At 60.8% G+C, this 25,977-nt stretch carries 28 protein-coding genes; 18 read left to right on the forward strand and 10 right to left on the reverse strand.

The annotated features are described in order from the left end of the window. The first annotated feature begins 1 nt into the window (after position 1). The 4 genes from L8K08_RS21915 to L8K08_RS21930 all read left to right on the forward strand — a co-directional run bounded on the left by L8K08_RS21915 (position 2) and on the right by L8K08_RS21930 (position 2,186). Positions 2 to 313: an NGG1p interacting factor NIF3 gene (locus L8K08_RS21915; protein ID WP_065908663.1), complete on the forward strand. Its 312-nt coding sequence runs from the start codon at positions 2 to 4 to the stop codon at positions 311 to 313. A 300-nt stretch (positions 314 to 613) separates the two neighbouring features. Continuing rightward, on the forward strand, positions 614 to 1,252 hold the full coding sequence (locus L8K08_RS21920; protein WP_242199901.1) for a DUF6036 family nucleotidyltransferase: 639 nt from the start codon (positions 614 to 616) through the stop codon (positions 1,250 to 1,252). Further along, entirely contained in the window at positions 1,236 to 1,688 is a 453-nt protein-coding gene (locus tag L8K08_RS21925; RefSeq protein WP_242199902.1) for a hypothetical protein, read from the forward strand. Before L8K08_RS21920 ends, L8K08_RS21925 begins: the two co-directional genes overlap by 17 nt. 237 nt (positions 1,689 to 1,925) lie before the next feature. Continuing rightward, positions 1,926 to 2,186: a DUF6124 family protein gene (locus L8K08_RS21930; protein ID WP_242200000.1), complete on the forward strand. Its 261-nt coding sequence runs from the start codon at positions 1,926 to 1,928 to the stop codon at positions 2,184 to 2,186. A 183-nt stretch (positions 2,187 to 2,369) separates the two neighbouring features. Here L8K08_RS21930 and nagE read toward each other — a convergent pair whose 3' ends face one another. The 7 genes from nagE to L8K08_RS21965 form a co-directional block, all read right to left on the reverse strand. Further along, complete coding sequence (gene nagE / locus L8K08_RS21935; RefSeq protein WP_242199905.1) at positions 2,370 to 4,067, reverse strand: N-acetylglucosamine-specific PTS transporter subunit IIBC; 1,698 nt, start codon at positions 4,065 to 4,067, stop codon at positions 2,370 to 2,372. Between the two features lie 27 nt (positions 4,068 to 4,094). After that, positions 4,095 to 6,605: a phosphoenolpyruvate--protein phosphotransferase gene (gene ptsP, locus L8K08_RS21940; RefSeq protein WP_242199906.1), complete on the reverse strand. Its 2,511-nt coding sequence runs from the start codon at positions 6,603 to 6,605 to the stop codon at positions 4,095 to 4,097. Positions 6,606 to 6,641: 36 nt separating this feature from the next. Continuing rightward, positions 6,642 to 7,664 (reverse strand): SIS domain-containing protein, encoded by a 1,023-nt coding sequence (locus tag L8K08_RS21945; RefSeq protein ID WP_242199907.1) that lies wholly within the window; start codon positions 7,662 to 7,664, stop codon positions 6,642 to 6,644. Beyond that, positions 7,645 to 8,751: an N-acetylglucosamine-6-phosphate deacetylase gene (nagA, locus tag L8K08_RS21950; RefSeq protein ID WP_242199908.1), complete on the reverse strand. Its 1,107-nt coding sequence runs from the start codon at positions 8,749 to 8,751 to the stop codon at positions 7,645 to 7,647. The genes L8K08_RS21945 and nagA overlap by 20 nt, the downstream gene beginning before the upstream one ends. A 10-nt stretch (positions 8,752 to 8,761) precedes the next feature. Next, positions 8,762 to 9,520 carry a GntR family transcriptional regulator gene (locus L8K08_RS21955; protein WP_106578301.1) on the reverse strand — a complete coding sequence of 253 codons (759 nt, stop codon included), beginning with the start codon at positions 9,518 to 9,520 and terminating at the stop codon, positions 8,762 to 8,764. A gap of 263 nt (positions 9,521 to 9,783) precedes the next feature. After that, positions 9,784 to 10,287, reverse strand: coding sequence for a L,D-transpeptidase family protein (locus tag L8K08_RS21960; protein WP_242199909.1), 504 nt, complete (start codon positions 10,285 to 10,287; stop codon positions 9,784 to 9,786). Positions 10,288 to 10,327: 40 nt separating this feature from the next. Then, complete coding sequence (locus L8K08_RS21965; protein WP_242199910.1) at positions 10,328 to 10,876, reverse strand: NUDIX hydrolase; 549 nt, start codon at positions 10,874 to 10,876, stop codon at positions 10,328 to 10,330. 146 nt (positions 10,877 to 11,022) lie between these two features. Between L8K08_RS21965 and L8K08_RS21970 the strand changes: the two genes are divergently transcribed. From L8K08_RS21970 to purT, 5 genes are all read left to right on the forward strand, one after another. Continuing rightward, positions 11,023 to 11,625, forward strand: a complete 603-nt coding sequence (locus L8K08_RS21970; RefSeq protein WP_060754282.1) for a CoA pyrophosphatase — start codon at positions 11,023 to 11,025, stop codon at positions 11,623 to 11,625. Positions 11,626 to 11,661: 36 nt separating this feature from the next. Further along, entirely contained in the window at positions 11,662 to 12,186 is a 525-nt protein-coding gene (locus tag L8K08_RS21975; RefSeq protein ID WP_078738950.1) for a gamma carbonic anhydrase family protein, read from the forward strand. Continuing rightward, entirely contained in the window at positions 12,183 to 12,398 is a 216-nt protein-coding gene (locus L8K08_RS21980) for a DUF1289 domain-containing protein (RefSeq protein ID WP_119736859.1), read from the forward strand. Before L8K08_RS21975 ends, L8K08_RS21980 begins: the two co-directional genes overlap by 4 nt. Positions 12,399 to 12,673: 275 nt before the next feature. Then, positions 12,674 to 13,141, forward strand: a complete 468-nt coding sequence (locus L8K08_RS21985) for a VUT family protein (protein ID WP_106578306.1) — start codon at positions 12,674 to 12,676, stop codon at positions 13,139 to 13,141. Between the two features lie 69 nt (positions 13,142 to 13,210). Then, positions 13,211 to 14,392 (forward strand): formate-dependent phosphoribosylglycinamide formyltransferase, encoded by a 1,182-nt coding sequence (purT, locus tag L8K08_RS21990; RefSeq protein WP_242199911.1) that lies wholly within the window; start codon positions 13,211 to 13,213, stop codon positions 14,390 to 14,392. A gap of 96 nt (positions 14,393 to 14,488) precedes the next feature. Here purT and L8K08_RS21995 read toward each other — a convergent pair whose 3' ends face one another. The 3 genes from L8K08_RS21995 to L8K08_RS22005 all read right to left on the reverse strand — a co-directional run bounded on the left by L8K08_RS21995 (position 14,489) and on the right by L8K08_RS22005 (position 18,221). Beyond that, positions 14,489 to 15,799, reverse strand: a complete 1,311-nt coding sequence (locus tag L8K08_RS21995) for an MFS transporter (protein WP_145164143.1) — start codon at positions 15,797 to 15,799, stop codon at positions 14,489 to 14,491. Positions 15,800 to 16,166: 367 nt separating this feature from the next. Beyond that, positions 16,167 to 17,405, reverse strand: coding sequence for a transporter associated domain-containing protein (locus L8K08_RS22000; RefSeq protein ID WP_242199912.1), 1,239 nt, complete (start codon positions 17,403 to 17,405; stop codon positions 16,167 to 16,169). 12 nt (positions 17,406 to 17,417) lie between these two features. Continuing rightward, positions 17,418 to 18,221, reverse strand: a complete 804-nt coding sequence (locus tag L8K08_RS22005; RefSeq protein ID WP_177017067.1) for an inner membrane protein YpjD — start codon at positions 18,219 to 18,221, stop codon at positions 17,418 to 17,420. Between the two features lie 242 nt (positions 18,222 to 18,463). On the opposite strand from L8K08_RS22005, the gene ffh reads away from it, so the two are divergent. From ffh to L8K08_RS22050, 9 genes are all read left to right on the forward strand, one after another. Then, the gene (ffh, locus tag L8K08_RS22010; RefSeq protein ID WP_010207982.1) at positions 18,464 to 19,840 is read left to right on the forward strand and encodes a signal recognition particle protein; all 1,377 of its coding nucleotides are present in this window, start codon (positions 18,464 to 18,466) and stop codon (positions 19,838 to 19,840) included. Positions 19,841 to 20,091: 251 nt separating this feature from the next. Next, positions 20,092 to 20,343, forward strand: a complete 252-nt coding sequence (rpsP, locus tag L8K08_RS22015) for a 30S ribosomal protein S16 (RefSeq protein WP_003175899.1) — start codon at positions 20,092 to 20,094, stop codon at positions 20,341 to 20,343. A gap of 5 nt (positions 20,344 to 20,348) precedes the next feature. After that, positions 20,349 to 20,885, forward strand: coding sequence for a ribosome maturation factor RimM (gene rimM, locus L8K08_RS22020; protein WP_003175898.1), 537 nt, complete (start codon positions 20,349 to 20,351; stop codon positions 20,883 to 20,885). After that, positions 20,867 to 21,640, forward strand: coding sequence for a tRNA (guanosine(37)-N1)-methyltransferase TrmD (trmD, locus tag L8K08_RS22025; protein WP_177343966.1), 774 nt, complete (start codon positions 20,867 to 20,869; stop codon positions 21,638 to 21,640). Before rimM ends, trmD begins: the two co-directional genes overlap by 19 nt. Before the next feature lie 45 nt (positions 21,641 to 21,685). After that, entirely contained in the window at positions 21,686 to 22,036 is a 351-nt protein-coding gene (gene rplS / locus L8K08_RS22030; protein WP_003175895.1) for a 50S ribosomal protein L19, read from the forward strand. An 81-nt stretch (positions 22,037 to 22,117) separates the two neighbouring features. Continuing rightward, positions 22,118 to 22,531 (forward strand): acyl-CoA thioesterase, encoded by a 414-nt coding sequence (locus tag L8K08_RS22035; RefSeq protein WP_003193963.1) that lies wholly within the window; start codon positions 22,118 to 22,120, stop codon positions 22,529 to 22,531. A gap of 151 nt (positions 22,532 to 22,682) precedes the next feature. Beyond that, a complete protein-coding gene (gene xerD, locus L8K08_RS22040; RefSeq protein WP_242199914.1) occupies positions 22,683 to 23,579 on the forward strand; it encodes a site-specific tyrosine recombinase XerD in 897 nt (298 codons plus the stop codon). A gap of 176 nt (positions 23,580 to 23,755) precedes the next feature. Next, a complete protein-coding gene (locus tag L8K08_RS22045) occupies positions 23,756 to 24,493 on the forward strand; it encodes a thioredoxin fold domain-containing protein (protein ID WP_242199917.1) in 738 nt (245 codons plus the stop codon). Positions 24,494 to 24,615: 122 nt separating this feature from the next. Further along, the gene (locus L8K08_RS22050; protein WP_242199919.1) at positions 24,616 to 25,920 is read left to right on the forward strand and encodes a homoserine dehydrogenase; all 1,305 of its coding nucleotides are present in this window, start codon (positions 24,616 to 24,618) and stop codon (positions 25,918 to 25,920) included. Positions 25,921 to 25,977: the final 57 nt, after the last annotated feature.

Here is a 25,977-nt window from a genome sequence, read left to right on the forward strand (position 1 = left end):
GGTGTACAAGCTCAGCTTCTTTGTGCCCGACAGCCATGTGGAGACGGTGAAAACCGCCGTCTTCGCCGCTGGCGGCGGGCGCATCGGCGACTACGACAGCTGCGCTTGGCAAGTGCTGGGCCAGGGCCAATTTCGCGCGTTGGACGGCAGCCAGCCGTTTATCGGGCAAGTCGGCCAGGTTGAAGTGGTTGAAGAATGGAAAGTTGAGCTGGTGGTGGCGGATGAGTTGATCGTGGCGGTTGTAGCCGCGTTGAAACTGAGCCATCCCTATGAGACACCGGCGTATGAGGTGTGGCAGTTGGCGGATTTTTGATTCGCAGATTGCAGAAACAAGAAACCCGCTGGGCCAGTTTGGTCAGCGGGTTTTTTGTTGTTTGCAAGGGCCAATCGCAGGCAAGCCAGCTCCCACAGTTTGATCTGTGAATACGTTCAAAATGTGGGAGCTGGCTTGCCTGCGATGGCGCCGGGACAGGCGCCCCAGATCTTTCCCACAGGCTTTTCAGGTTGTCCCTAGGAACTCGCCTCAATAGCCTTCCTCGGTCACTGACCAATCAGTGATCGGGATTTGAACTCAAGACCCGTTCGGCAATGCTGCACCGGCTTGAGATTAATAATGGATTTTCCAGATACCGTCGCTCCTCGCCTCAATACGAGTACCCCACTGGGCCAGGCTTTGATTTCAATGTTCAAGTCCATCGAGGTGGAGTTGATGGTTGAGGGCGCCAAGCCCGGCGCGGTGAAGGTTATTGTCTTTGATGGCTGTGCTGTCCATTTGTATACGCACCATCGAGTTTCCACTGATGTGGATGCAGAGATTTACTGCGCGAATACTCGAGACACATTGCGTCTACGGACATTGCTGGCGGAGTTTCCAGAAGCATTTTTCGATGAGCAATCCGGCCGCGTCATGGAGCTGAACTACGATCTTCAATACAACACTGCATTTGGCCCGCTTCACGAAGACTACTGGGAACGAAGTATTCCCCTTGAGGAATTTCCTCACGAGTCTGCACTGCATCTGCACATAGCTGCGCCTATCGATATTGCGATCTCCAAATTGGGCAGAGCTACGGATCAGGATGTAAGCGACATCATGGTGTTGCTCAGGGCAGGCTTCATCCTTGCCACTGAGTTCCGTCGATTGGCATTGCAGGCGATTGATATGTATGTTGGCAACAAAGAATCACCTAGATCCATTCTGAACAATATTCTGCACGACTACCTGGAGACTGAAGTTGACGAAGCCTTTTAACGCGCCCGTCCTCTCATCCGCCTTGGATACGCTGGTCAAAAGCCCTTTGAATCAGGCTGATGACGCGGCGCTTGTCTGTGCAGCAAAAGCGGTTTGGTACTCGGACGCGAACCTTGTGGGTGAGGTGAGGGCTTTTCTGAAGGCGCATTCCAGTGAGGTGGAGCTTCGTCGCGCAGGTTACTTGCTTGAGCGCTTCACGCGCTTTTCATGTGCGACGGATTCCCGGGTAATGGAAGCGTTGAAGGCGCTTGAATTGTTTTCGGCTTCTGCTGCCAAGCAAAACGTGCAACCACAAGGCACTGTTGCGCTGCGCAGCCGTCGTGATGAATTGGCGGTGTCTTGGGGGTTGAGTGAGGGGCTGGGGTTGAAGGCTCAAGCGCTGATGCCTTTCCAGACTCGCCATTACGAAGCCGAACAGCGTGCGGCATCTGCTTAGGCGTAGATTACAAACAAAGAACCCGGCTTGGACCGGGTCTTTTATTGCCTGCGATATCTTCAAGTCTCGGAGACTTCCTACAGGGCTTTCAGGTTGTCCCTAGGAACTGGCGGCACTAGTCTTCTCGGGTCGCTGCCAATGTGGCGACCGGGACTGCAAGCCTGAAAATTTCACCAGGAGCCTATTTCTGTATGGAGTTTTACGATGATCAGCGACAACTTACGACTTGATATAACCATGCCTAAAGCTGCGTCCCACCTAGCAGGCGATCAACCAACCGACCAAATCTTCTCCGTACTCCCCAACCTGAACAGCGAAACCCTGCTCGCCAATGCCTCCCAAGACCTGGCATCACTTCAAGCACTGGCAGGCAACTTGGCTTTTGACATCGACGGCCCACAGCGTGATGCAGTGCTGGGGATTCATCGGATGCTGGAAGGTATTCAGTTGATGGTGGACCGGGTGTTGGATCTATTTGAGGTGTCTGAACAGAAGTAATCAGGCGCCTGTAAGGGCCAATCGCAGGCAAGCCAGCTCCCACATTGATCGTTCCCACGCTCCGCGTGGGAATGCATCCTGTGACGCTCCGTGTCACCCTTGTGCAGGGCTTGAGTCATGCGCGACGGCTTGGATGCGGAGCGTCCGGGGCGGCATTCCCACGCAGAGCGTGGGAACGATCGGTCAGGCGTTGATTGGTCGGGTAACCAGCCGCTCCAGTGCCTCGCCCAATCCAGTGGCCTTGTCACCAATCAACAAATGCCAAACCCCGCTGTCCAGCTGGCTCACACCCTGGCAACCCAGCGCAGTCAGGTCCGCTTCAGACAGCACCGAATCATCCCCCAGTTCCAGCCGCAATCGGGTCATCGCCACCGCTTCCAGCTGGCGCACATTCGTGCGGCCGCCTAAAGCATTCAGCCACTTCTCGGCCTCCTGCACATTCACCGCAACCGGTTTATCCACAGGCTGGGCGGCCACCGGCGCACTGGCAACAAACGACGGCATCGCCAGGCGGATCTCATCCGCAATGCTGTCGGCCATCGGCCCTACGACCACCTGCAAACTCCCGCCGTTACCCGGCCGAACCACAGCCATGGCGCCCAGTGCTTTCAACTGCGCATCCACCGCCTTGTTGCGATCCACCATGTCCAGGCGCAGACGTGTAGTGCACGCGCCGACACTCAGCAAATTCTCTGCACCGCCGAGTGCGCGGATGTAGGCACTGGCCCGCTGGTTATCGGTCATCACCTCAGCCTGCACCACCTGGATGTCTTCACGCCCCGGTGTCTTCAGGTTGAACTTGCGAATGCAGTAGTTGAACACGCTGTAGTAGATCACCGCGTAAGCCAACCCCACCGGGAACACCAGCCAGCCATTGGTGGATTTGCCCCAGCCCAGCACCATGTCGATAAAGCCACCGGAGAAGGTAAACCCGAGGTGGATATTCAGCATGTTGGTCACGGCCATCGACAGGCCGGTGAGCACCGCGTGGATCAGGTACAAAAATGGTGCGAGGAACATAAACGCGAATTCGATCGGTTCGGTCACGCCCGTGAGGAACGAGGTCAGCGCCATCGACAGGAATATCCCGCCCATGACCTTGCGGCGTTCCGGCAGTGCATTGCGGTACATCGCCAAGCACGCGGCGGGCAGGCCGAACAGCATGACCGGGAACATACCGGTCATGAACTGGCCGCCTTTCGGGTCGCCGGCAAAATAGCGGGTCAGGTCGCCGGTGACGATGGCGCCGGTGGTTGGGTCGGTAAAGCTGCCGAACACAAACCACGCCATGTTGTTGAGGATATGGTGCAGGCCGGTGACGATCAGCAGGCGGTTGAACACGCCAAACACGAAGGCACCAAAGCTACCGCTTTCCTTTAGCAGCACGCCAAAACTGTTGATGCCGTGCTGGATCGGCGGCCAGATCAGGCCAAAGATCACCCCCAGGGCGACCGCCGAAAACCCGGTGACAATCGGCACAAACCGTCGCCCACCAAAGAAGGCCAGGTACTCCGGCAGCTTGATGTCCTTGAAGCGGTTATACAGCCCACCGGCCATCAAGCCGCTGGCGATACCGGCGAGCATGCCCATGTTGATGGTGGTGTCCATCACCTTGAGCGTGGAGATCATCACCAGGTAACCGATAGCGCCCGCCAGGCCCGCTGTACCGTTATTGTCGCGGGCAAACCCCACGGCGATGCCGATGGCGAAGATCAGCGCGAGGTTGGCGAAGATCGCCTGACCGGCGTCGTGCATCACGGCAATGTTGAGCAGGTCGGTGTCGCCCAGGCGCAGCAAGAGGCCGGCGATCGGCAGAATCGCGATCGGCAGCATCAGCGCGCGGCCGAGGCGTTGCAAGCCTTCGATAAAGTGTTGGTACATGGCGTGTCTCCCTTGTTCTTGTTGTTGTCAGCTCAGCGGCCAGTGGTGTTGGCAGGCTTGGCGAACCGCCTTGGCGCTGCTCAGGTCGAGCAGGCCAAGGCTCAGTTGCCGGCATTGAGCCGCGTCCAGGTGACGGACGCGGTCCTTGATTTCTCCGATCTGTGGCGGGCTCACCGACAGCTCACTGACGCCCAGGCCGACCAGTACTGGCGTGGCCAGCGGATCGGACGCGAGGGCGCCGCAAACGCCGACCCAACGCCCATGCTTGGCCGCGCCCGCGCAGGTTTGCGCGATCAGCCGTAGCAGCGCCGGGTGCAAGGCATCGACCCGCGCGGCGAGGCCGGCGTGGTCGCGGTCCATGGCCAGGGTGTACTGGGACAGGTCATTGGTGCCGATGGAGAGGAAGTCGGCGTGCTGGGCCAACTGCTCGGCCATCAACGCGGCGGCGGGCACTTCGATCATCACGCCCAGCTCCGGGCGCTGCGTCAGCCCCAGCTCGGCACATAACTCATCCAGGCGCTGGCGGATCTGCAGCAGTTCATCCACTTCGCTGACCATCGGCAGCAGAATGCGGCACCGCGCCAACGGGCTGACTTGCAGCAGCGCGCGCAGTTGCTGGTCGAGCAGTTCGGGCCGCACCTGGGCCATGCGGATACCGCGCAGGCCCAACACCGGGTTGGCCTCCACGGGCAGCGGCAGGTAGTCGAGCTGCTTGTCGCCGCCCACGTCGATGGTGCGAATGATCACCGACTTGTCGCCCATGGCATCCAGCACGGCCTGGTAGGCCTGGCGCTGCTCTTGTTCATCCGGCGCGGTGCGCCGATCGACGAAGAGGAATTCGGTGCGCAGCAGGCCGACGCCATCGGCGCCGTTTTCAAACGCCACGTGGGCTTCGGCGCTGGAGGCGACGTTGGCGGCCACTTCAATGCTGATGCCGTCGCGGGTGTGCGCCGGTTGCTGCGCTTGGGCCTGTTGTTGCGCACGGCGCAGTTTTTGCGCGTCGCGAATCTGGTGCACTTCGGCGTGACGCGCCTCGCTGGGCGCAAGTTCCAGGCGCCCGTTGACCGCGTCGAGCACCACGCGTTGGCCTTGGGGCACATCAAGCACTTCTGCGCCCAGCGCCACCACGCAGGGCAAGCCTTTGCCGCGAGCCAAAATGGCCACATGGGACGTGGCGCCGCCTTCGGCCATGCAGATGCCGGCGGCCTGTTGCGCGTTCAGTTGCAGCAGGTCGGAGGGCGTCAGCTCATGGGCGCTGACAATCGCCCCGGCAGGCAATTCGAAATGCCAGGTTTCGCCCAGCAGTGCGCGCAGCACGCGTTGCTGCAAGTCGCGCAGGTCGTTGGAGCGCTCGGCGAACAGCGGTTTGCCCAACGCCAGCAACACCGCGCATTGCGCCTGGATTGCATCGCGCCAGGCGTGGGTGGCGGCGCTGCCGTGTTCGATGGCAGCGGTGGCCGCGTCCAACAGGGCCGGGTCTTCCAGCAGGGCGAGGTGGGCGGCGAAGATCTCTTCTTCTTCGACGTTTTTGCGTTGGCGGGCGTGGTCCAGGGTAGTGCGGATCTCGCCGCGCACTTGCTCAAGGGCCGTGTCCAAACGCTGCAGTTGTTCATCGGCCGAGTGATTGCCAGTGTCGGCCGGCAGTTCGATAGCGCTGAGACGGAACAGCGGCCCGCAGACCAGGCCCGGTGCCGCGCACACGCCTTGCAACACACCGGCTTCGGTGTTCGCCTTGCGTGGGGCGACCGCCACGGGCGCGTGATGTTCTTCGCCGACGGCCACGGACAGCGCCGCCACCAACGCCTGCAACGCCGCCTCGCAATCCTTGCCGCGGCAAGTGACGCGCACTTCATCGCCTTCACCAATTCCCAGCCCCATCAAGCCAATCAGGCTGTCGCACGGCGCGGATTTGCCGGCGAAGTGCAACTGCGCCTGGCTGCTGAAACCCTGGGCGGTTTTGCGGATCAATGCGGCGGGGCGTGCATGCAAACCGCCACGATGTGTAATGCGCACGCAGGCGCGGACTTCGGTGACCGAGTTATCCACAACCGCCGGCTGGGTGGTCGCTGAGCGCGTGACGATGTGCAGCAACGGCTCACCGACCTTGGTGATTTTTCCTGCTACCGGCCGCAGCTCAAAACGCTCGCCATTGGTCAGAATAATCAGGCTGACCAGGCTTTTGCACTGGCGCGCAATGCGGTCCAGATCAAACTGCACCAGCGCCTGGCCCTTGCTCACCCGCGCGCCTTCCTTGACCAGCAGCGCAAACCCTTCGCCATTGAGTTCCACGGTGTCGATGCCCACGTGCATCAGCACCTCGGCGCCGTTCTCGGCACGAATCGTCAGGGCATGCCCGGTGCGCGCGACATGGATGATCACCCCGTCACAGGGTGCATGCAGGCAATCGTTCAGCGGGTCGATGGCGATACCGTCACCCATGGCACCACTGGCGAACACTTCGTCGGGCACCTCGCCCAGGGCGAGCACCGGGCCACTGAGTGGGGCGCTGAGGGTCAATTCATTATTGTTGTTGGACATGGGCACGGTACTCATCAGGAAAATACGACAATCGACTCAGTGAGTGCGGGTAACTTTGCTCAGGTGACGCGGCTGGTCGGGGTCCATGCCCCGGGCTTGCGCCAGGCCGGCGGCCATTACGTAAAAGCTTTGAATCGCCAGGATCGGGTCCAGGCTTGGGTGTTCGGCGCGGCTCAGGGTCAGGTCGCGCTCGGCGATATCGTCTGGCGCGGCCAGCAGCACGCGCGCGCCGCGCTGGCGCATGTCGGCGGCCAGGCTCAGCAGCCCGGCCTGTTCGGCGCCACGTGGGGCGAATATCAGCAGCGGGTAGTTTTCGTCGATCAAGGCCATCGGCCCGTGGCGGACTTCGGCGCTGCTGAAGGCTTCGGCCTGGATCGCCGAGGTTTCCTTGAGCTTGAGCGCGGCTTCCTGGGCGATGGCAAAACCGGCGCCACGGCCGATCACCATCAATTGCTGGCAGCCACGCAGGGCCTCGATGGCGGCACTCCAATCCTGTTTGGCCGCTGCACGCAGTTCATCGGGCAGCGTGCGGCAGGCCTGCAGCAAGTCGGCTTCCTGGCTCCAGTGGCCAATCAACTGCGCGCTGGCGCTGAGGGTGGCGATGAAGCTTTTGGTCGCGGCCACGCTGTGTTCCGGCCCGGCGCACAGCGGCAGGTGGAATTCGCAGGCGGCTTCCAGTGGTGAGTCTTCGGCGTTGACCAGCGAAATGCTCAACGCACCGCGTTTGCGCAGCAGGCGCAGGCTGTTGACCAGGTCCGGGCTTTGCCCCGACTGCGAGAAACCGAATGCCACCTGACCGCTGACTTTCAATGGCGCCTGCAACAGGGTCACCACTGACATCGGCAACGACGCCACCGGAATGCCCACGTGCTGCATGGCCAGGTAGGCAAAGTAGCTGGCGGCGTGGTCCGAACTGCCACGGGCAATGGTCATCGCCACTTGCGGCGGCTGGCGGCGCAGGCGACCGGCGACTTCTTCCAGCAGCGGGTCCAGGCGTTGCAGTTGAGCGGCCACGGCGTCACAGGAGGCCAGGGCCTCCTCAAGCATTTTTGAAGTCAATGGTTTCTCCTTCGACCATTACGTCGGTGAGGTGCAGGGAGCGGTCCAGGCGTACGCAGTCGGCGAAGCTGCCGGGTTGCAGGCGGCCGCGTTCTTCCAGGCCCAGGTAATCCGCAGGAAATTGCGACAGGCGTTGTGAGGCTTCGCTGATGGGCAGGCCGATTTTCACCAGGTTGCGCAGCGCCTGGTCCATGGTCAGCGTGCTGCCGGCCAGCGTTCCATCCGCCAGGCGCACGCCGCCCAGGCATTTGGTCACGGTGTGGCTGCCCAGCTTGTATTCGCCGTCGGGCATGCCAGCGGCGGCGGTGGAATCGGTGACGCAGTACAGGCACGGGATCGCGCGCAGGGCCACGCGCATGGCGCCGGGATGCACGTGCAGCAGGTCGGGGATCAGTTCCGCGTATTGGGCGTGGGCCAGAGCGGCGCCGACGATGCCCGGCTCGCGGTGATGCAGCGGGCTCATGGCGTTGTACAAATGCGTGAAGCTGGTGGCGCCGGCGGCGAGGGCGGCGACGCCTTCTTCATAACTGCCCAATGTGTGGCCGATCTGCATGCGCACGCCGCGTTGGCTGAGGGCGCGGATCAGGCCGTCATGCCCGGCAATTTCCGGGGCGATGGTGATCACCCGGATTGGCGCCAGGCGCAGGTAGGCTTCCACTTCGGCCATCAGCGCGGTGTGGGCGAAGTTGGGTTGGGCGCCGAGTTTGCCCGGATTGATGTAGGGGCCTTCCAGGTGCACGCCGAGTACGCGGGCGCTGCCGCTCGGGCGCTGCTCGCAGAAGGTGCCGAGCTCGCCGAGCACACGGGAGATCTCGTTCACCGGCGCCGTCATGGTGGTGGCCAGCAGCGACGTCGTGCCAAAACGCACGTGGGTGCGGGTGATGGTCTCGAAGGCGTCGACGCCTTCCATGATGTCTTTGCCGCCACCGCCATGCACATGCAGGTCGATGAAACCCGGCAGCAGGTAGGGCAGGTCGTTGTCAGCCGGGTCGCACGGCGTGCCTTGGACGGCGACCACTTTGCCGTGTTCGTGCACCAGGCGGCCGCGAATCCAGCCGCTGGGCGTGAGGATGTTGTCTTCGGACATGGGCAGTTCTCTAAATGCGCAGTTCAGCGGAGTAGTCATGGCGGCGCAGCTCTGCGACGAAGTCGTAGTAGTCGTTGCGGCAGTAGGTGTCGGTGATTTCAATCGGCGTGTTGTCAGCGGTGTAACCGACACGCGTCATCAGCAGCATGGCGGTGCCGGGGGCGATGCCCACCAGCTTGGCGAACTCATCCGAGGCGTTGATCGCCTGGATATGCTGCAAGGCGCGCACGATGGGCTTGCCGATGCTTTCCAGGTACTCGTACAGCGAATTGCCGATGGCCTGCGGATGCGGCAGCACCGAGGCGGGCATGGCGGTCATTTCAATTGCCATCACCGTGTCGTCGGCTTTACGCAGGCGTTTGAGGCGCGCCACTTTGTCGGTAGGCGACAGGCCCAGGCGGATCAGCTCTTCGTGGGTGGGCGGGGTGATGTCGCGTTCCAGCCACTGCGAAGTCGGTACAAAACCTTTGAGCCGCAGCATTTCGCTGAAGCCCGACAGGCGTGACAGCGGTTGTTCCAGGCGCGGCGTGATAAAGGTGCCGGAGCCTTGGCTGCGGCGGATCAGGCCTTGGGCGAACAACACTTCCAGCGCTTTACGTGCGGTCACCCGCGAAATGCTCAGTTGCTCGCTGAGGGCGCGTTCCGACGGCAAGGCCTGCTCGGATTTCCACTGGCCGGCATGGATCGCCGCTTCAAGGTTGCGGGCCAGTTGCAGGTACAGCGGCGTGGATTGTTTTTCGTCGGGGCGCAGCGTCTGGATGGGATTCATCTGTGAAGTTTCCGATGCGGTTATTGGAGTGTTGTCGCCCGGTAATGGCCGGAAATTAATACCACTTAAATACCATGTCAATGCAGCCAAAACGGTGCGGAACCCGGTTTCAGGGCGCTTTAAGGGTGCGTGATATCAAGTGGTATTAGAGAGGTCTTTATCGCGCGCAGAACTGTGCAGCCCGGCGCGGTGAACTGGTATTCACCGGCAGGCGCTGCCAGGGGCAGGAATTATTTTCAGATTATTTTACGAACGGTACGAAATTACGGCCGAATCTCGATCATGGTGCCGTCTTTGACCAGGTTCCAGACTTCGCGCATGTCGACGTTGCGCATGCCGATACAGCCATCGGTCCAGTCGAGGGTGTGGAACCATTGCTCCGGGTATTCCTCGGTGTCGGGCGTGCCGTGGATCATGATCATGCTGCCCGGTCTCACGCCTTCGCGGCGCGCGCGGGCGGAGTCGCTGATATTGGGGTAGGAAATGTGCATGGCCAGGTTGTAGCGGTCGCTGGTCTTGCGCCAGTCGATCCAGTAAAAACCTTCCGGCGTGCGGCGGTCGCCCTCGAACTGCTTGGTGCCCTTGGGGTTTTTGCCCAGCGAGATGCGGTAGGTCTTGAGCGGTTTGCCGTCGTTGATCAGTTGCAACTGGTGCGCGGACTTGAGCACCAGGATTTTCTCGACAGGTTTGCCGCCGAGGATTTCCACCGTGGAGGCCGAGGACAGGGTAGCGAACGACAGGCAGATGAAAGCGAGCAACCAACGCATTGAAACGGTTTCCCTTGTTAGACGGTGCTGCCTGAAGGTGTTATTTGGCCGGCCGCGTCATCGGCGGCACCGACTCGCTGCGTACCGGGAACTGTTGTTGCCGGCGGTCAGCGAAGAAGCATTCTAAGGTACGCCCGACCGTGCGGAAAGCCAGCTCTGACCAAGGGATATCGGCTTCATCGAACAGCTTCACCTCAAGGCTTTCGGGGCCTGCGGCAAAGTCCAGGTCGACCAGTTCGGCGCGGTAGAAAATATGCACCTGGCTGATGTGCGGCACGTCGATCAGGGTGTAGATGCTCAGGTTGCGCACGCGGGCGCAGGCTTCTTCCAGGGTTTCGCGCACGGCGGCCTGCTCTACGGTCTCGGCGTTTTCCATAAAGCCTGCGGGCAAGGTCCAGTAACCCAGGCGCGGCTCGATGGCGCGGCGGCACAGCAGCACTTGATCGCCCCACACTGGCACGGTGCCGGCGACGATATTGGGGTTCTGGTAGTGAATGGTCGAGCAGTGATCACACACATAGCGCAGGCGTGTGTCGCCTTCGGGAATGCGCTGGGTAACCGGTTTACCGCACTGGCTGCAGAAGTTCATGCTGGGGTTCCTGGAGAGTGGGCCTATCTTGGCTTGGCGGGCAGGGCCCTGCAAGTTGTCGTTTCGCGACATGTGCCGGGTTTTGGGGTTGGGCACCCGCCCGCTTTGGTGCATGATGCAAGGTAGCCAACAGACCGAGATGACTCATGCTGGACGAGCTACTTCGCCGGGTAAGCAATCACACCCCTCACACACTGGAAACTGACGGGCGTTTCCCCGAGGCCGCCGTGTTGGTGCCGATTACCCGCAGTGACGAACCTGAGCTGATCCTGACCCTGCGCGCCAGCGGCCTGTCGACCCACGGCGGCGAAGTGGCGTTTCCGGGCGGGCGGCGTGACCCCGAAGACCCGGACCTGATCTTTACCGCGCTGCGCGAAGCCGAAGAAGAAATCGGCCTGCCGCCCGGCCTGGTGGAAGTCATCGGCCCGTTGAGCCCGCTGATTTCCCTGCACGGTATCCGCGTAACGCCTTATGTTGGGGTTATCCCCGATTACGTCGAATACCTGGCCAATGATGCCGAGATCGCCGCCGTGTTCAGCGTGCCTCTGGAGTTCTTCCGCCAGGACCCACGCGAACATACCCACCGTATCGATTACCAGGGCCGCAGTTGGTATGTGCCCAGCTATCGGTTTGGCGAATACAAAATCTGGGGGCTGACGGCAATCATGATTGTCGAGCTGATCAACCTGCTCTATGACGACGCGCAGATCAGCCTGCACCAGCCACCCAAGAGTTTCATCAATACCTGAGCCATCGCTTGAATGGCACCGCCGTGAGGACACACCATGAAATACCGCCTGGGCGACGCCCGCGTCGAGACTCATCCGCAAAGCTGGGTGGCGCCCAATGCCACGCTGGTCGGCAAGGTCAAGCTGGAGGAGGGCGCCAATGTGTGGTTCAACGCGGTGTTGCGTGGCGACAACGAACTGATCCTGATCGGCAAGAACAGCAACGTGCAGGACGGCAGCGTGATGCACACCGACATGGGCTACCCGCTGACCCTGGGCACCGGCGTGACCATTGGCCACAACGCCATGCTGCACGGCTGCACTGTCGACGATTACAGCCTGATTGGCATCAATGCGGTGATCCTCAACGGCGCCAAAATCGGCAAGCATTGCATCATCGGCGCCAATTCGCTGATCGGCGAAGGCAAGGAAATTCCCGATGGCTCGCTGGTAATGGGGTCGCCGGGCAAAGTGGTGCGTGAGTTGACCGAGGCGCAAAAGCGCATGCTCGAAGCCAGCGCCGCGCACTATGTGCATAACGCGCAGCGCTATGCCCGGGACTTGGTTGAGCAAGAAGAATGAACCCGATTGAACGCCCTGTTGCCTCGCCCTGCGTGAGTATTTGCGCGCTGGATGACGATGATATTTGCACAGGTTGCCAGCGCAACGTGGATGAGATTACGCGCTGGAGCCGCATGGACAATGCCGAACGCCGGGTGGTATTGGGGTTGTGCCATGAGCGGGCGAAGGCGAGTGGGTTGGTGTGGATGATGCCGGGAAAATCCGGCGCCTGAACCACCGCGATCGCAGGCAAGCCAGCTCTCACAATGGATATGTGAATACATTCAAAAATGTGGGAGCTGGCTTGTTGTGGCGACCGGGCTTTGGGTGGCGAGCGGGCTTGCCCCGCGTTGGGCTGCGAAGCAGCCCTGAAACTGGCGCCGCGGTTTGCCTGACAAGACGCGGCGTTCTTAGTGGGGCCGCTGCGCAGCCCAACGCGGGGCAAGCCCGCTCGCCACAATGATTGCTGTGCATTACCCTGTGCGGCATTACCCACAGGTCCTTCCCCATGCTCTTCCTGATCGCCTACATCAGCAGCGTCGTGCTGATCAACTTTGCCTTCTCCACCGCTCCGCACCTGGACGTCATCTGGTCCGCCTGGGGTGGCCTGGTGTTTATCCTGCGCGACATGGTGCAAACCCGCTTCGGCCATGGCGCGATACTCGCCATGCTGGCGGCGTTGGTGCTGTCGTATATCACTTCCGACCCGTCCATCGCCCTGGCCAGCGCCACGGCATTTGCGGTGTCCGAATGCATTGACTGGCTGGTGTTCAGCATCACCAAGCGCCCACTGCACGATCGCCTGTGGATAAGTTCGGCGCTGAGTATTCCCCTCGATACCTTTATCTTCTTCGGCCTGATCGGCGCGCTGACGCCGGCGGTGGCGGGCACGGCGTTGGTGTCGAAATTCGCCGGGGTCACGGTGGTGTGGCTGATCATGGCCTGGCGCCTGCGCAAACGCGCCGTCGCCAACTGAGGCCAATTCTTGCAGTTCATGTAAAATGCCGGCCTTTCTCCCCATGATCCGCTCCCCTGAGGACCTGAGATGACCCGAATCGGAACTCCATTGTCGCCAACCGCGACCCGCGTTTTGCTGTGTGGCTGCGGTGAGCTGGGCAAGGAAGTGGTAATCGAATTGCAACGCCTGGGCGTTGAAGTGATTGCCGTGGATCGTTACGCCAACGCGCCTGCCATGCAGGTTGCGCACCGTAGCCACGTGATCAACATGCTCGACGGCGCTGCCCTGCGTGCGGTGATCGAGGCGGAAAAACCGCACTTCATCGTGCCGGAAATCGAAGCCATCGCCACCGCCACGCTGGTAGAGCTTGAAGCCGAAGGCTTCACCGTGATTCCGACCGCGCGTGCCACCTCGCTGACCATGAACCGCGAAGGCATTCGTCGCCTGGCCGCCGAAGAGCTGGACCTGCCGACGTCGCCGTACCACTTTGCCGACACCTTCGAGGACTACAGCAAGGCCGTCCAGGACCTGGGCTTCCCGTGTGTGGTCAAGCCGGTGATGAGTTCGTCAGGCAAGGGCCAGAGCCTGCTGCGCAGCGCCGATGACGTGCAGAAAGCCTGGGATTACGCTCAAGAGGGCGGGCGTGCCGGTAAAGGCCGCGTGATCATCGAAGGCTTTATCGACTTCGATTACGAAATCACCCTGCTGACTGTGCGCCACATCGGCGGCACCACCTTCTGTGCGCCGGTCGGCCACCGTCAGGAGAAGGGCGACTACCAGGAATCCTGGCAGCCGCAAGCCATGAGCCCGATTGCCCTGGCGGAATCCGAGCGGGTTGCCAAGGCCGTAACCGAGTCGCTGGGTGGCCGTGGCCTGTTTGGCGTGGAATTGTTCATCAAGGGCGATCAAGTGTGGTTCAGCGAAGTGTCGCCGCGCCCGCATGACACCGGCTTGGTGACCTTGATTTCTCAGGACCTGTCGCAGTTCGCGCTGCACGCGCGCGCGATCCTGGGCCTGCCGATTCCGTTGATCCGCCAGTTCGGGCCTTCGGCCTCGGCGGTGATTCTGGTGGAGGGGCAGTCGACCCAGACCGCGTTCGCCAACCTTGGCGCGGCCTTGAGCGAACCGGACACGGCGTTGCGTCTGTTTGGTAAACCGGAAGTCAATGGTCAGCGCCGGATGGGTGTGGCGTTGGCGCGGGATGAGTCGATCGAGGCGGCGCGGGCGAAGGCGACTCGGGCTTCGAAGGCGGTTGTTGTAGAGCTGTAAAACCGCGTCGCGCCCATCGCAGGCAAGCCAGCTCCCACATTTGAAGGCATTCACAATTCAACATGTGGGAGCGGGCTTGCCTGCGATAGCGGTCTATCAGGCGACCTTGTTCAAGTCGTTATTCCGCGTCTCTTTCAGGCACAGCACAGCAATCAAGCTGAGCAACGCTGCCGCCGACACATACCCGCCGACATAACTCAGCCCGCCCATCGCCACCAGCTTGGTCGCGAAAAAGGGTGCGGCCGATGCCCCGACAATCCCGCCCAGGTTATACGCCGCCGAAGCGCCGGTATAACGCACGCGCGTGGGGAACAGTTCCGGCAGCATCGCGCCCATTGGGGCGAAGGTCACGCCCATCAGAAACAATTCCAGTGCCAGGAACAGTGCGACGGCCCAGGTCGAGCCGTGGGTGAGCAGCGGCTCCATGGTGAAGCCCGACAGAATCGCAAGAATGGCGCCGACGATCAGTACCGGCTTGCGCCCGTAACGGTCGCTGGCCAAGGCCGCCAGCGGCGTCGCCAGGCCCATGAACAACACCGCAAAGCACAGCAGGCCCAGGAACGTCTCGCGGCTGTAGCCCAGCGTTGCAACGCCGTAACTCAGCGAGAATGCGGTGGTGATGTAGAACAGCGCATAGCACACCACCATCGACGCCGCGCCCAGCAGGACCGGCAGCCAATGCTGGCTGAACAACTCCACCAGCGGCACTTTCACCGGCGCTTGCTTGGCGACGGCGTTGGCGAATACCGGGGTTTCATGCAGTTTGAGGCGTGCATACAGGCCAACCATCACCAGCGCCGCGCTGAGAATGAACGGGATGCGCCAGCCCCAACTGCGGAACTGCTCGTCGTTCAGGCTCATGGCCAGGATCAGGAACAAACCATTGGCCGCCAGAAAGCCAATCGACGGGCCCAGTTGCGGGAACATGCCGAACCAGGCGCGCTTGCCCTTGGGGGCGTTCTCGGTGGCCAGCAATGCTGCGCCGCCCCATTCGCCGCCAAGCCCCAGGCCCTGGCCGAAGCGCAGCACGCACAACAGGATCGGGGCCCACGCGCCGATGCTGTCATAACCCGGCAGCAAACCGATCAGCGTGGTGCACACGCCCATCAGCAGCAACGACGCCACCAGGGTTGATTTGCGCCCGATACGGTCACCGAAGTGGCCGAACAGCGCCGAACCCAGCGGGCGGGCGATAAAGGCGATGCCAAAGGTCAGGAACGACGCCAGCATCTGCGCGGTGCCGGAGGTCTGCGGGAAGAACACCGGGCCGATCACCAGCGCAGCGGCCGTGGCGTAGATGTAGAAATCGTAGAACTCGATGGCGGTGCCGACGATGCTCGCGGTGGCGACCCGTGCGGTCGAGTTGAGCGGGGCGGCGGTTGCAGCCTCGGTATAGGTGGTGCTCATTGAGGTATCCCTGACGGTCATTGCGCGTTTGGACGCGGATTATTATTGGTCAAACACCCATGGATCAGGGGTGTAAGCGGGGCGGCTCGGGATGGTAGCAAACACCGGTCAGACACGGTAACGCAGTGCCTGGACGCGCTGAGTGCGGGTAGCACGCGGTCGGGCGGGGCTCTGGTAAGCCGTCCCGATTATAGGAAGGGGTTTGAACAGACAACAAGGGGGCGGGCGAGGATCTCTTGGCTGGAAACCGGATCGATGTGGGAGCTGGCTTGCCTGCGATACAGGCGCCTCGGTACATCGGGAGTACCGAGGTGATGCCATCGCAGGCAAGCCAGCTCCCACAGGGGCAATGTGTGTTGCCAGGAGGTCAGGCGGCGACGGGCACGCGGCTGGTGTGCCAGATCAGCACCTTGCTGACGCGGTTGTCCTCGGTCTCGAGGATTTCCAGGCGATAGCGGCCGATCTTCAGGCACACCGCGCAATCCGGAATGGTCTCCAGCGCTTCGGTCACCAGGCCGTTCAAGGTCTTGGGGCCGTCACTGGGCAGGTGCCAGCCCAGGCTCTTGTTCAGCTCGCGGATCGAAGCCGCGCCGTCGATGATGTAGCGGCCATCGGGCTGCGCTTCGATATGCGGGTTGTCCGCTGCCTGATCACTTTCGAATTCGCCGACGATTTCTTCGAGGATATCTTCCAGAGTGACGATGCCCAGCACTTCACCGTATTCGTCCACCACCATGCACAGGCGCCGCTGCTGCTTGTGGAAGTTCAGCAGTTGCAGTTGCAGGGGCGTGCTTTCGGGGACGAAATAGGGCTCGTGGCAGGCAGCGAGCAAGGCTTCTTTGGTCAGGCTGGCGTCGGGCAGCAGGTGTTGGATCTGCCGGGTATTGAGCACGGCTTCGACCTGGTTGATGTCACTGTGGAACACCGGCAGGCGCGTGCGTTGCGAGGTGCGCAGCTGCTCAATGATCTCCTCGACCGAGTCATCCAGGTTGATACCGTCCACTTCGCTGCGCGGCACCAGGATGTCGTTGACCGTGATGTTGTCCAGCGCGTGAATGCCGGGCATGCCGGGCGTACGATTTTCATCGGTCTCGGGCTCGGGTTCATCGTCGTGATCGGGCAGTGGCTCGTCGCTCTTTTTCACCACGCCGGATTTGCGTGCGAACGGGCGCAGCAATAACACGCTGATGCCATTGAGCAGCCAGGCCAGGGGGTAGAGGATTTTCAGCGGCACACCCAGCAGCGTATTGCCAAAGCCCAGTACGGCTTGCGGGTGGCGAACCGCCAGGGCGCGAGGCAGGTAGTCGGCGAGCACCAGCAGGATCGCGCAGGAGATCAGCCAGCCGAGCCACGGGCCGTTCTGCGCCCAGGCATAGATTGCCAGCAACGTGCAGAGAATCACCACGGCCGCACGACACAGGCTGTTGCACAGAATCAGGCTGTTACGCGGGAAGTTCAGGCGGGCGGCGGCCTTGTCACCCTGGCGCGTACCGGGGCGCAGGGCCAGCAAATGTTGTTGTGCGGCTTCGATGGCGGTAAACAGCGCCGCCCATAACACCAGCAAGGCGATTACCGCGAGCATCGGCCCAAGGGGCAAGTTGTCCATGATCGCTGCCCGTCAGATATGCAGGATGTATTCGCGAACCAGCTTGCTGCCGAAATAGGCCAGCATCAGCAGGCAGAAACCGGCCAGGGTCCAGCGGATCGCCTTGTGCCCACGCCAGCCGAGGCGGTTACGCCCCCACAGCAACACGCTGAACACCACCCAGGCCAGGCACGCCAGCAGGGTTTTGTGCACCAGGTGTTGGGCGAACAGGTTTTCGACGAACAGCCAGCCGGAAATCAGCGACAGCGACAACAGCGTCCAGCCGGCCCACAGAAAGCCGAACAGCAGGCTTTCCATGGTTTGCAGCGGCGGGAAGTTCTTGATCAGCCCGGACGGGTGCTTGTTTTTAAGCTGGTGGTCCTGCAGCAGCAGGAGCAACGCCTGGAACACCGCAATCGTGAACATGCCGTAAGCCAGGATCGACAGCAGGATGTGGGCGAGAATGCCCGGTTCCTCGTCGATCACTTGCACGGTGCCGGTGGGGGTGAATTGCGCCAGCAGCACCGTCAGCATTCCCAGCGGGAATAGCAGCACCAGCAGGTTTTCCACGGGAATGCGGTAACAGGCCAGCAGCGTCAGGGCGATGACGGCAGCAGCGATCAGACTGGCGGCACTGAAAAAGTCCAGGCCCAGGCCGACCGGCGTCATCAAATGAGTGAACAGGCTCGCGGCGTGGGCGAGCAGGGCGACGACGCCCAGGCCCACCAGCAGACGTTTATCCGCTTTTGTGCCTTGGGCCAGACGAGTGCCCTGATAGAGAGTCGCAGCGGCGTACAAAATGGCGGCGGCGAGGCTGGGTAGCAAACTGGGTGACAAGGGGACCATAAATCCTGATAGACAAGCCCGAAAGGCGCTGAGTTTGGCACACACCAACGCTGCACGAAAGACTCCCGGGCCAGACAGCGGGTGTGCACAGGCGCAGTCTTCGCTATAATCCGCGACCTGCCCACGCCGCAGGCTCGCCGAGCGCTGTTTTTAACAGCGATTTACCACAGCCTGGGCCGCCATTACCTCGGTCTACAAAGCATTTCGATGAATAGGGCCTGAAAGGATCGCGCATGTTTGAAAACTTGACTGACCGTCTCTCGCAGACGCTGCGCCACGTAACCGGCAAGGCCAAGCTGACCGAGGACAATATTAAAGACACCCTGCGTGAAGTACGCATGGCGTTGCTGGAAGCCGACGTGGCCTTGCCGGTGGTGAAGGACTTCGTCAACTCGGTCAAAGAGCGCGCGGTCGGCACCGAAGTGTCCCGCAGCCTGACCCCGGGCCAGGCCTTTGTGAAGATCGTGCAGGCCGAACTCGAAAGCCTGATGGGCGCGGCCAACGAAGACTTGAACCTCAGCGCCGTGCCACCGGCCGTCGTGCTGATGGCCGGTCTGCAAGGTGCGGGTAAGACCACCACCGCCGGCAAGCTGGCGCGCTTCCTTAAAGAGCGCAAGAAGAAGTCGGTGATGGTGGTGTCGGCCGACGTGTACCGTCCGGCGGCCATCAAGCAGCTGGAAATGCTCGCGGGCGAAGTGGGCGTGACCTTCTTCCCGTCCGACCTGAGCCAGAAGCCGGTCGACATTGCCAACGCGGCTATTAAAGAAGCCAAGCTCAAATTCATCGACGTGGTCATCGTCGATACCGCCGGTCGCCTGCACATCGATGAAGAGATGATGGGCGAGATCAAGGCGCTGCATGCCGCGATCAATCCGGTCGAGACGCTGTTCGTGGTCGACGCCATGACCGGCCAGGATGCGGCCAACACCGCCAAGGCCTTTGGTGATGCGCTGCCGTTGACCGGCGTGATCCTGACCAAGGTCGACGGTGATGCCCGTGGCGGTGCTGCGCTGTCGGTACGTGCAATCACCGGCAAGCCGATCAAGTTCATCGGTATGGGCGAGAAGAGCGACGCGCTCGAGCCGTTCCACCCTGAGCGTATCGCCTCGCGTATTCTCGGCATGGGCGACGTGCTCAGCCTGATCGAACAGGCCGAAGCCACGCTCGACAAGGACAAGGCCGATAAGCTGGCCAAGAAGCTGAAGAAGGGTAAGGGCTTCGACCTCGAAGACTTCCGTGACCAGCTGCAACAGATGAAGAACATGGGCGGCCTCGGCGGCCTGATGGACAAGCTGCCGAACATCGGCGGTGTGAACCTGGCGCAAATGGGCAATGCCCAGGGCGCGGCAGAGAAGCAGTTCAAGCAGATGGAAGCCATCATCAACTCCATGACCCCGGCCGAGCGCCGCGACCCTGAGCTGATCAGCGGTTCGCGCAAGCGTCGGATCGCCATGGGCTCCGGCACCCAGGTGCAGGACATCGGTCGCTTGATCAAGCAGCACAAGCAGATGCAGAAGATGATGAAGAAGTTCTCCGCAAAAGGCGGAATGGCCAAGATGATGCGCGGCATGGGCGGTATGTTGCCCGGCGGCGGCATGCCAAAAATGTAAAGAATTCGAGCGGAAGTTCACTTCTGCTCCGACCCACAAGGATGTGGGATCTCCAGCAAACCCGCGGTTAGCGGGAGCTGACTCGCCGTTTTAACCGACGGCTCTATAGCAGATCTGAGTGGCACGCTGACTAGGCGCCAGAAAAAGACATTTGCAAAAGTCCGGATATTCCTTAGAATATGCGGCCTTTCGGGCACCTATGCCCGCTGTGCATTTAGATTTGCAGCACCGACTACAGGAACGATGTTCACATGCTAACAATCCGTCTTGCCCTTGGCGGCTCCAAAAAGCGCCCGTTTTACCACTTGACCGTAACCGACAGCCGCAACCCGCGCGACGGTTCGCACAAGGAACAGGTTGGTTTCTTCAACCCTGTTGCTCGTGGTCAAGAAGTTCGTCTGTCCGTGAACCAAGAGCGCGTAGCCTACTGGCTGAGCGTGGGTGCACAGCCATCCGAGCGCGTTGCAAAACTGTTGAAGGACTCGGCTAAGGCCGCAGCCTGAGCAATATGAACGCGACGCCAGCTGTTGCTGATGATTTGATCGTTATCGGCAAGATTTACTCTGTTCATGGCGTTCGCGGCGAAGTGAAGGTGTATTCCTTTACTGATCCGACTGAAAACCTGTTGCAGTACAAAACCTGGACGCTCAAGCGCGAAGGTAGTGTGAAACAGGTCGAGCTGGTCAGTGGACGCGGGAGCGATAAGTTCCTGGTCGCAAAGCTCAAGGGTCTTGATGATCGTGAAGAAGCGCGTCTTCTGGCCGGTTATGAGATCTGCGTGCCGCGCAACCTGTTCCCTGAATTGACCGACGGCGAGTACTACTGGTACCAGCTGGAAGGTCTGAAGGTTATTGATCAACTCGGGCAATTGCTCGGGAAAATCGATCATCTTCTGGAAACCGGCGCCAATGATGTAATGGTGGTCAAGCCTTGCGCTGGCAGCCTGGATGATCGCGAACGCCTGTTGCCGTATACCGAGCAATGCGTGTTGGCCGTCGACCTGGCAGCGGGCGAGATGAAGGTGGAATGGGACGCGGACTTCTAAGCGTGGCTAATTTGCGCATTGAAGTGATCAGTTTGTTTCCCGAGATGTTCTCCGCCATCAGCGAGTACGGCATCACCAGTCGGGCGGTGAAACAGGGGCTGTTGCAGCTCACCTGTTGGAACCCGCGAGACTACACGACAGATCGACATCACACTGTGGATGATCGCCCATTTGGCGGTGGTCCGGGCATGGTGATGAAGATCAAGCCCCTGGAAGACGCGTTGGTTGAGGCCAAGGCCGCCGCCGGGGAGAAGGCGAAGGTAATTTACCTGTCCCCTCAAGGCCGTCAGCTGAAACAGGCTGCGGTACGCGAACTGGCGAATGAGGAAGCACTGATCCTGATTGCCGGTCGCTATGAAGGCATTGACGAGCGGTTTATTGAAGCTCATGTCGATGAAGAGTGGTCGATTGGGGACTATGTTCTGTCTGGCGGCGAGCTGCCGGCGATGGTCCTGATAGATGCGGTTACACGACTGCTGCCTGGAGCTTTAGGGCATGCGGACTCCGCGGAGGAAGATTCCTTCACGGATGGTTTGCTGGATTGCCCGCACTACACCCGACCGGAGGTGTATGCGGATCAGCGTGTTCCCGACGTATTGCTAAGTGGCAATCACGCACACATCCGGCGTTGGCGTTTACAGCAGTCCCTTGGTCGGACCTATGAACGACGCGCCGATCTTCTGGAAAGCCGCTCGCTTTCTGGAGAAGAGAAGAAGCTGCTCGAGGAATACATCCTCGCGCGGGACGATAGTTAACAACGTATCGATGGTAGGTCCATTGACTTACCTTAGGAGCACAGCATGACTAACAAAATCATCCTTGCACTCGAAGCAGAGCAGATGACCAAAGAGATCCCTACCTTTGCCCCAGGCGACACTATTGTCGTTCAGGTGAAAGTGAAGGAAGGCGACCGTTCGCGTCTGCAAGCGTTCGAAGGCGTGGTAATCGCCAAGCGTAACCGTGGTGTGAACAGTGCTTTCACTGTTCGTAAAATCTCCAACGGTGTTGGCGTAGAGCGTACTTTCCAGACCTACAGCCCGCAAATCGACAGCATGGCCGTTAAGCGTCGCGGTGACGTACGTAAAGCCAAGCTGTACTACCTGCGTGACCTGTCCGGTAAAGCAGCTCGCATCAAGGAAAAACTGGCTTAAGTCCAGCTTCCCGATGCAGAAAAAAGCAGCCTACGGGCTGCTTTTTTGTGCCTGAAATTTGTCCCTTGCCGGTACTTGCCCATGACCACCCGCCTCGAAGAAATCCAGCGTCGCACCGACCTGTCCGTGACCCACGTGACCAAGGCCGTATTTCCGCCGACTACCAACCACCACAACACCCTGTTCGGCGGCACTGCCTTGGCCTGGATGGACGAAGTGTCGTTCATTACCGCCACGCGTTTTTGCCGCTTGCCGCTGGTGACGGTCTCCACCGACCGCATTGATTTCAATCACGCGATTCCGGCCGGTTCTATCGTCGAGCTGATCGGCCGCGTCATCAAGGTGGGCAACACCAGCCTCAAGGTCGAAGTCGAAGTGTTCGTCGAGAGCATGAGTGCCGACGGTCGCGAAAAGGCGATCCAAGGCGTGTTCAGTTTTGTCGCAATCGATGCCGACAAGCGCCCGGTGCCGGTGCTGCCAGGGTTTGTTGACTGATCCTGAACCGAGTCGCGGCCATCGCAGGCAAGCCAGCTCCCACATTCGATCGATGTTGATGATGCTATCAGGAAAAACACAAAACCCATGTGGGAGCTGGCTTGCCTGCGATAGGATCTACCAGACACTCCAGTAATCAGCCTGAGCCCCTATGCCCGCCATTGACCATCCTCTGATCGACCGCTTTCTCGACGCCTTGTGGCTGGAAAAAGGCCTGTCGGACAACACCCGCCAGGCCTATCGCAGTGACCTCGCCCTGTTCAATGGCTGGCTGCAGGAAAAAAACCTCGAACTGATCAATGCCGGTCGCGAGCTGATCCTCGATCACCTGGCCTGGCGCCTGGAGCAGAACTACAAGCCGCGTTCCACCGCGCGTTTTCTCTCCGGCGTACGTGGCTTTTATCGCTACCTGCTGCGGGAAAAGCTCATCGCCGCCGACCCGACGCTGCAAATCGACATGCCGCAACTGGGCCGGCCATTGCCCAAATCCCTGTCAGAAGCCGACGTGGATGCCTTGCTCGCCGCGCCCGACCTCAGCGAAGCCATCGGCCAGCGCGACCGCGCCATGCTCGAAGTGCTCTACGCCTGCGGCCTGCGCGTGACCGAGCTGATCAGCCTGACCCTTGAGCAAATCAACCTGCGCCAGGGCGTGCTGCGGGTGATGGGCAAGGGCAGCAAGGAACGCTTGGTGCCGATGGGCGAGGAAGCAATCGTATGGGTGGAGCGCTACATGCGTGATGCCCGCATCGAGTTGCTTGGTGGGCGGCCCAGCGATGTGCTGTTTCCCAGCCTGCGCGGCGAGCAGATGACCCGCCAGACCTTCTGGCACCGTATCAAGCACCAGGCCAAGGTGGCCGGTATCGGCAAAGCGCTTTCGCCGCACACGTTGCGCCATGCGTTCGCCACCCACTTGCTCAATCACGGTGCGGACCTGCGTGTGGTGCAAATGCTGCTGGGGCACAGTGACTTATCCACAACCCAGATCTACACGCATGTTGCGCGGGCACGCTTGCAGGATATGCACGCCAAGCACCACCCGCGCGGATGAAATTGCATCCGAAACGGCCCAATTTACCCGCCGCAGTCTGCCCTCCGGCCCAACTGTGGTAGGCTTTGCCGGTTAGCAAAGGGGACGGTCAGACTTTTGTTTGTCTTGTGTGTATGACCCCGTATTTTCAGATCGGTGTTCCACACCCGTCCCTGCATCTGCCTTCAGGAGTTCCCATGCGCTTGACCCAGATTATTGCCGCCGCAGCGATTGCGTTGGTTTCTACTTTTGTTGTCGCCGACGACGCCGCCGAGCAAACGATTCGCAAGAGCCTGGCCAACCTGCAGCTCGACACGCCGATCGAAAGCATCAGCGCCAGCCCGATGGCCGGCCTGTATGAAGTCAAGCTCAAGGGCAGCCGCGTGCTGTACGCCAGTGCCGATGGCCAGTACATCGTTCAGGGCTACCTGTTCCAGTTGAAAGATGGCAAGCCGGTCAACCTGACCGAGAAAGCCGAGCGCCTGGGCGTGTCCAAGCTGATCAACGGCATTCCAGTGGCTGAAACCGTGGTGTACCCGGCCATCGGCGAGACCAAGACCCACATCACCGTGTTCACCGACACCACCTGCCCGTACTGCCACAAGCTGCACGCCGAAGTGCCTGCGCTGAACAAGCTCGGTGTGGAAGTGCGCTACGTAGCGTTCCCGCGCCAGGGCCTGGGCTCGCCGGGTGATGAGCAGTTGCAGGCGGTATGGTGCTCGGCCGACAAGAAAGCCGCGATGGACAAAATGGTCGATGGCAAGGAAATCAAGGCGGCCAAATGCGCCAACCCGGTTGCCAAGCAGTTTGCCTTGGGTCAGTCGATTGGCGTGAACGGTACACCGGCCATCGTTTTGGCTGACGGCCAAGTCATTCCGGGCTACCAGCCGGCGCCACAAGTTGCCAAACTGGCACTGGGTGCGAGTAAGCAGTAATCGTCGAGCCTTTGGCGATCATGCTCCGCCGAACAGTCGGCGGGGCATTAATTGAGAGCCGCAGTTGTGCGGCTGTTTTTCACGGCCGACCTTGAGTCGGCCGTTTCATGGGGAGTTCTTCAGTGAAACCGGTCAAAGTAGGCATCTGTGGGTTAGGGACCGTCGGTGGCGGCACCTTCAACGTACTTCAGCGTAATGCTGAAGAAATTTCCCGCCGTGCAGGGCGTGGGATTGAAGTGGCACAAATTGCCACGCGTACGCCAAAGCCTCAGTTCCAAACGACCGGTATTGCGATTACCGACGATGTCTTCGCCGTGGCAACCAACCCTGAAATCGATATCGTCATCGAGCTGGTTGGCGGCTACACCGTGGCCCGTGATCTGGTGCTGCTGGCCATTGAGAACGGTAAACACGTGGTCACCGCCAACAAGGCGCTGATTGCCGTGCATGGCAACGAGATCTTCGCCAAGGCGCGCGAAAAGGGCGTGATCGTGGCGTTCGAAGCCGCCGTGGCCGGTGGCATCCCGGTGATCAAGGCGATCCGTGAAGGCCTGTCCGCCAACCGCATCAACTGGGTGGCCGGGATCATCAACGGCACCGGTAACTTCATCCTCACCGAAATGCGCGAGAAGGGCCGTACCTTCGAAGACGTGCTGGCCGAAGCCCAAGCCCTGGGTTACGCCGAAGCCGACCCGACCTTCGACGTGGAAGGCATCGACGCCGCGCACAAGCTGACCATCCTGGCGTCCATCGCGTTTGGCGTCCCGCTGCAGTTCGACAAGGCCTACACCGAAGGCATCACCAAGCTGACCACCGCCGACGTGAATTACGCCGAAGCCTTGGGCTACCGCATCAAGCACTTGGGCGTAGCGCGCAGCACCCCGGCCGGTATCGAGCTGCGTGTACACCCGACGCTGATCCCGGCCGATCGCCTGATCGCCAACGTCAACGGCGTGATGAACGCGGTGATGGTTAACGGTGACGCGGCAGGTTCGACCCTGTTCTACGGCGCCGGCGCAGGCATGGAGCCGACCGCTTCGTCGGTGATCGCCGACCTGGTTGACGTGGTTCGCGCCATGACCAGCGACCCGGAGAACCGCGTGCCGCACCTGGCGTTCCAGCCGGATTCGCTGTCGGCCCACCCGATCCTGCCGATCGAAGCCTGCGAAAGCGCCTACTACCTGCGTATCCAGGCCCAGGATCATCCGGGCGTGTTGGCCCAGGTGGCGAGCATCCTGTCGGAGCGCGGCATCAACATCGAGTCGATCATGCAGAAGGAAGTCGAGGAACAAAACGGCCAGGTGCCGATGATCCTGCTGACCCACCGCGTGCTCGAGCAGCACATGAACGATGCCATCCGGGCGCTCGAAGCTCTTCAGGGCGTGGTTGGGCCGGTCGTTCGTATTCGCGTCGAACATCTAAATTAATTCAGCTGCAAGCGCCAAGCTGCAAGCTGCAAGTAAAAGCAGATCCGCCGTTACTTG

The organism is Pseudomonas sp. TREG-RG-20F-10-E-6-01, assembly GCF_022662455.1.
Taxonomy (GTDB): domain Bacteria; phylum Pseudomonadota; class Gammaproteobacteria; order Pseudomonadales; family Pseudomonadaceae; genus Aquipseudomonas.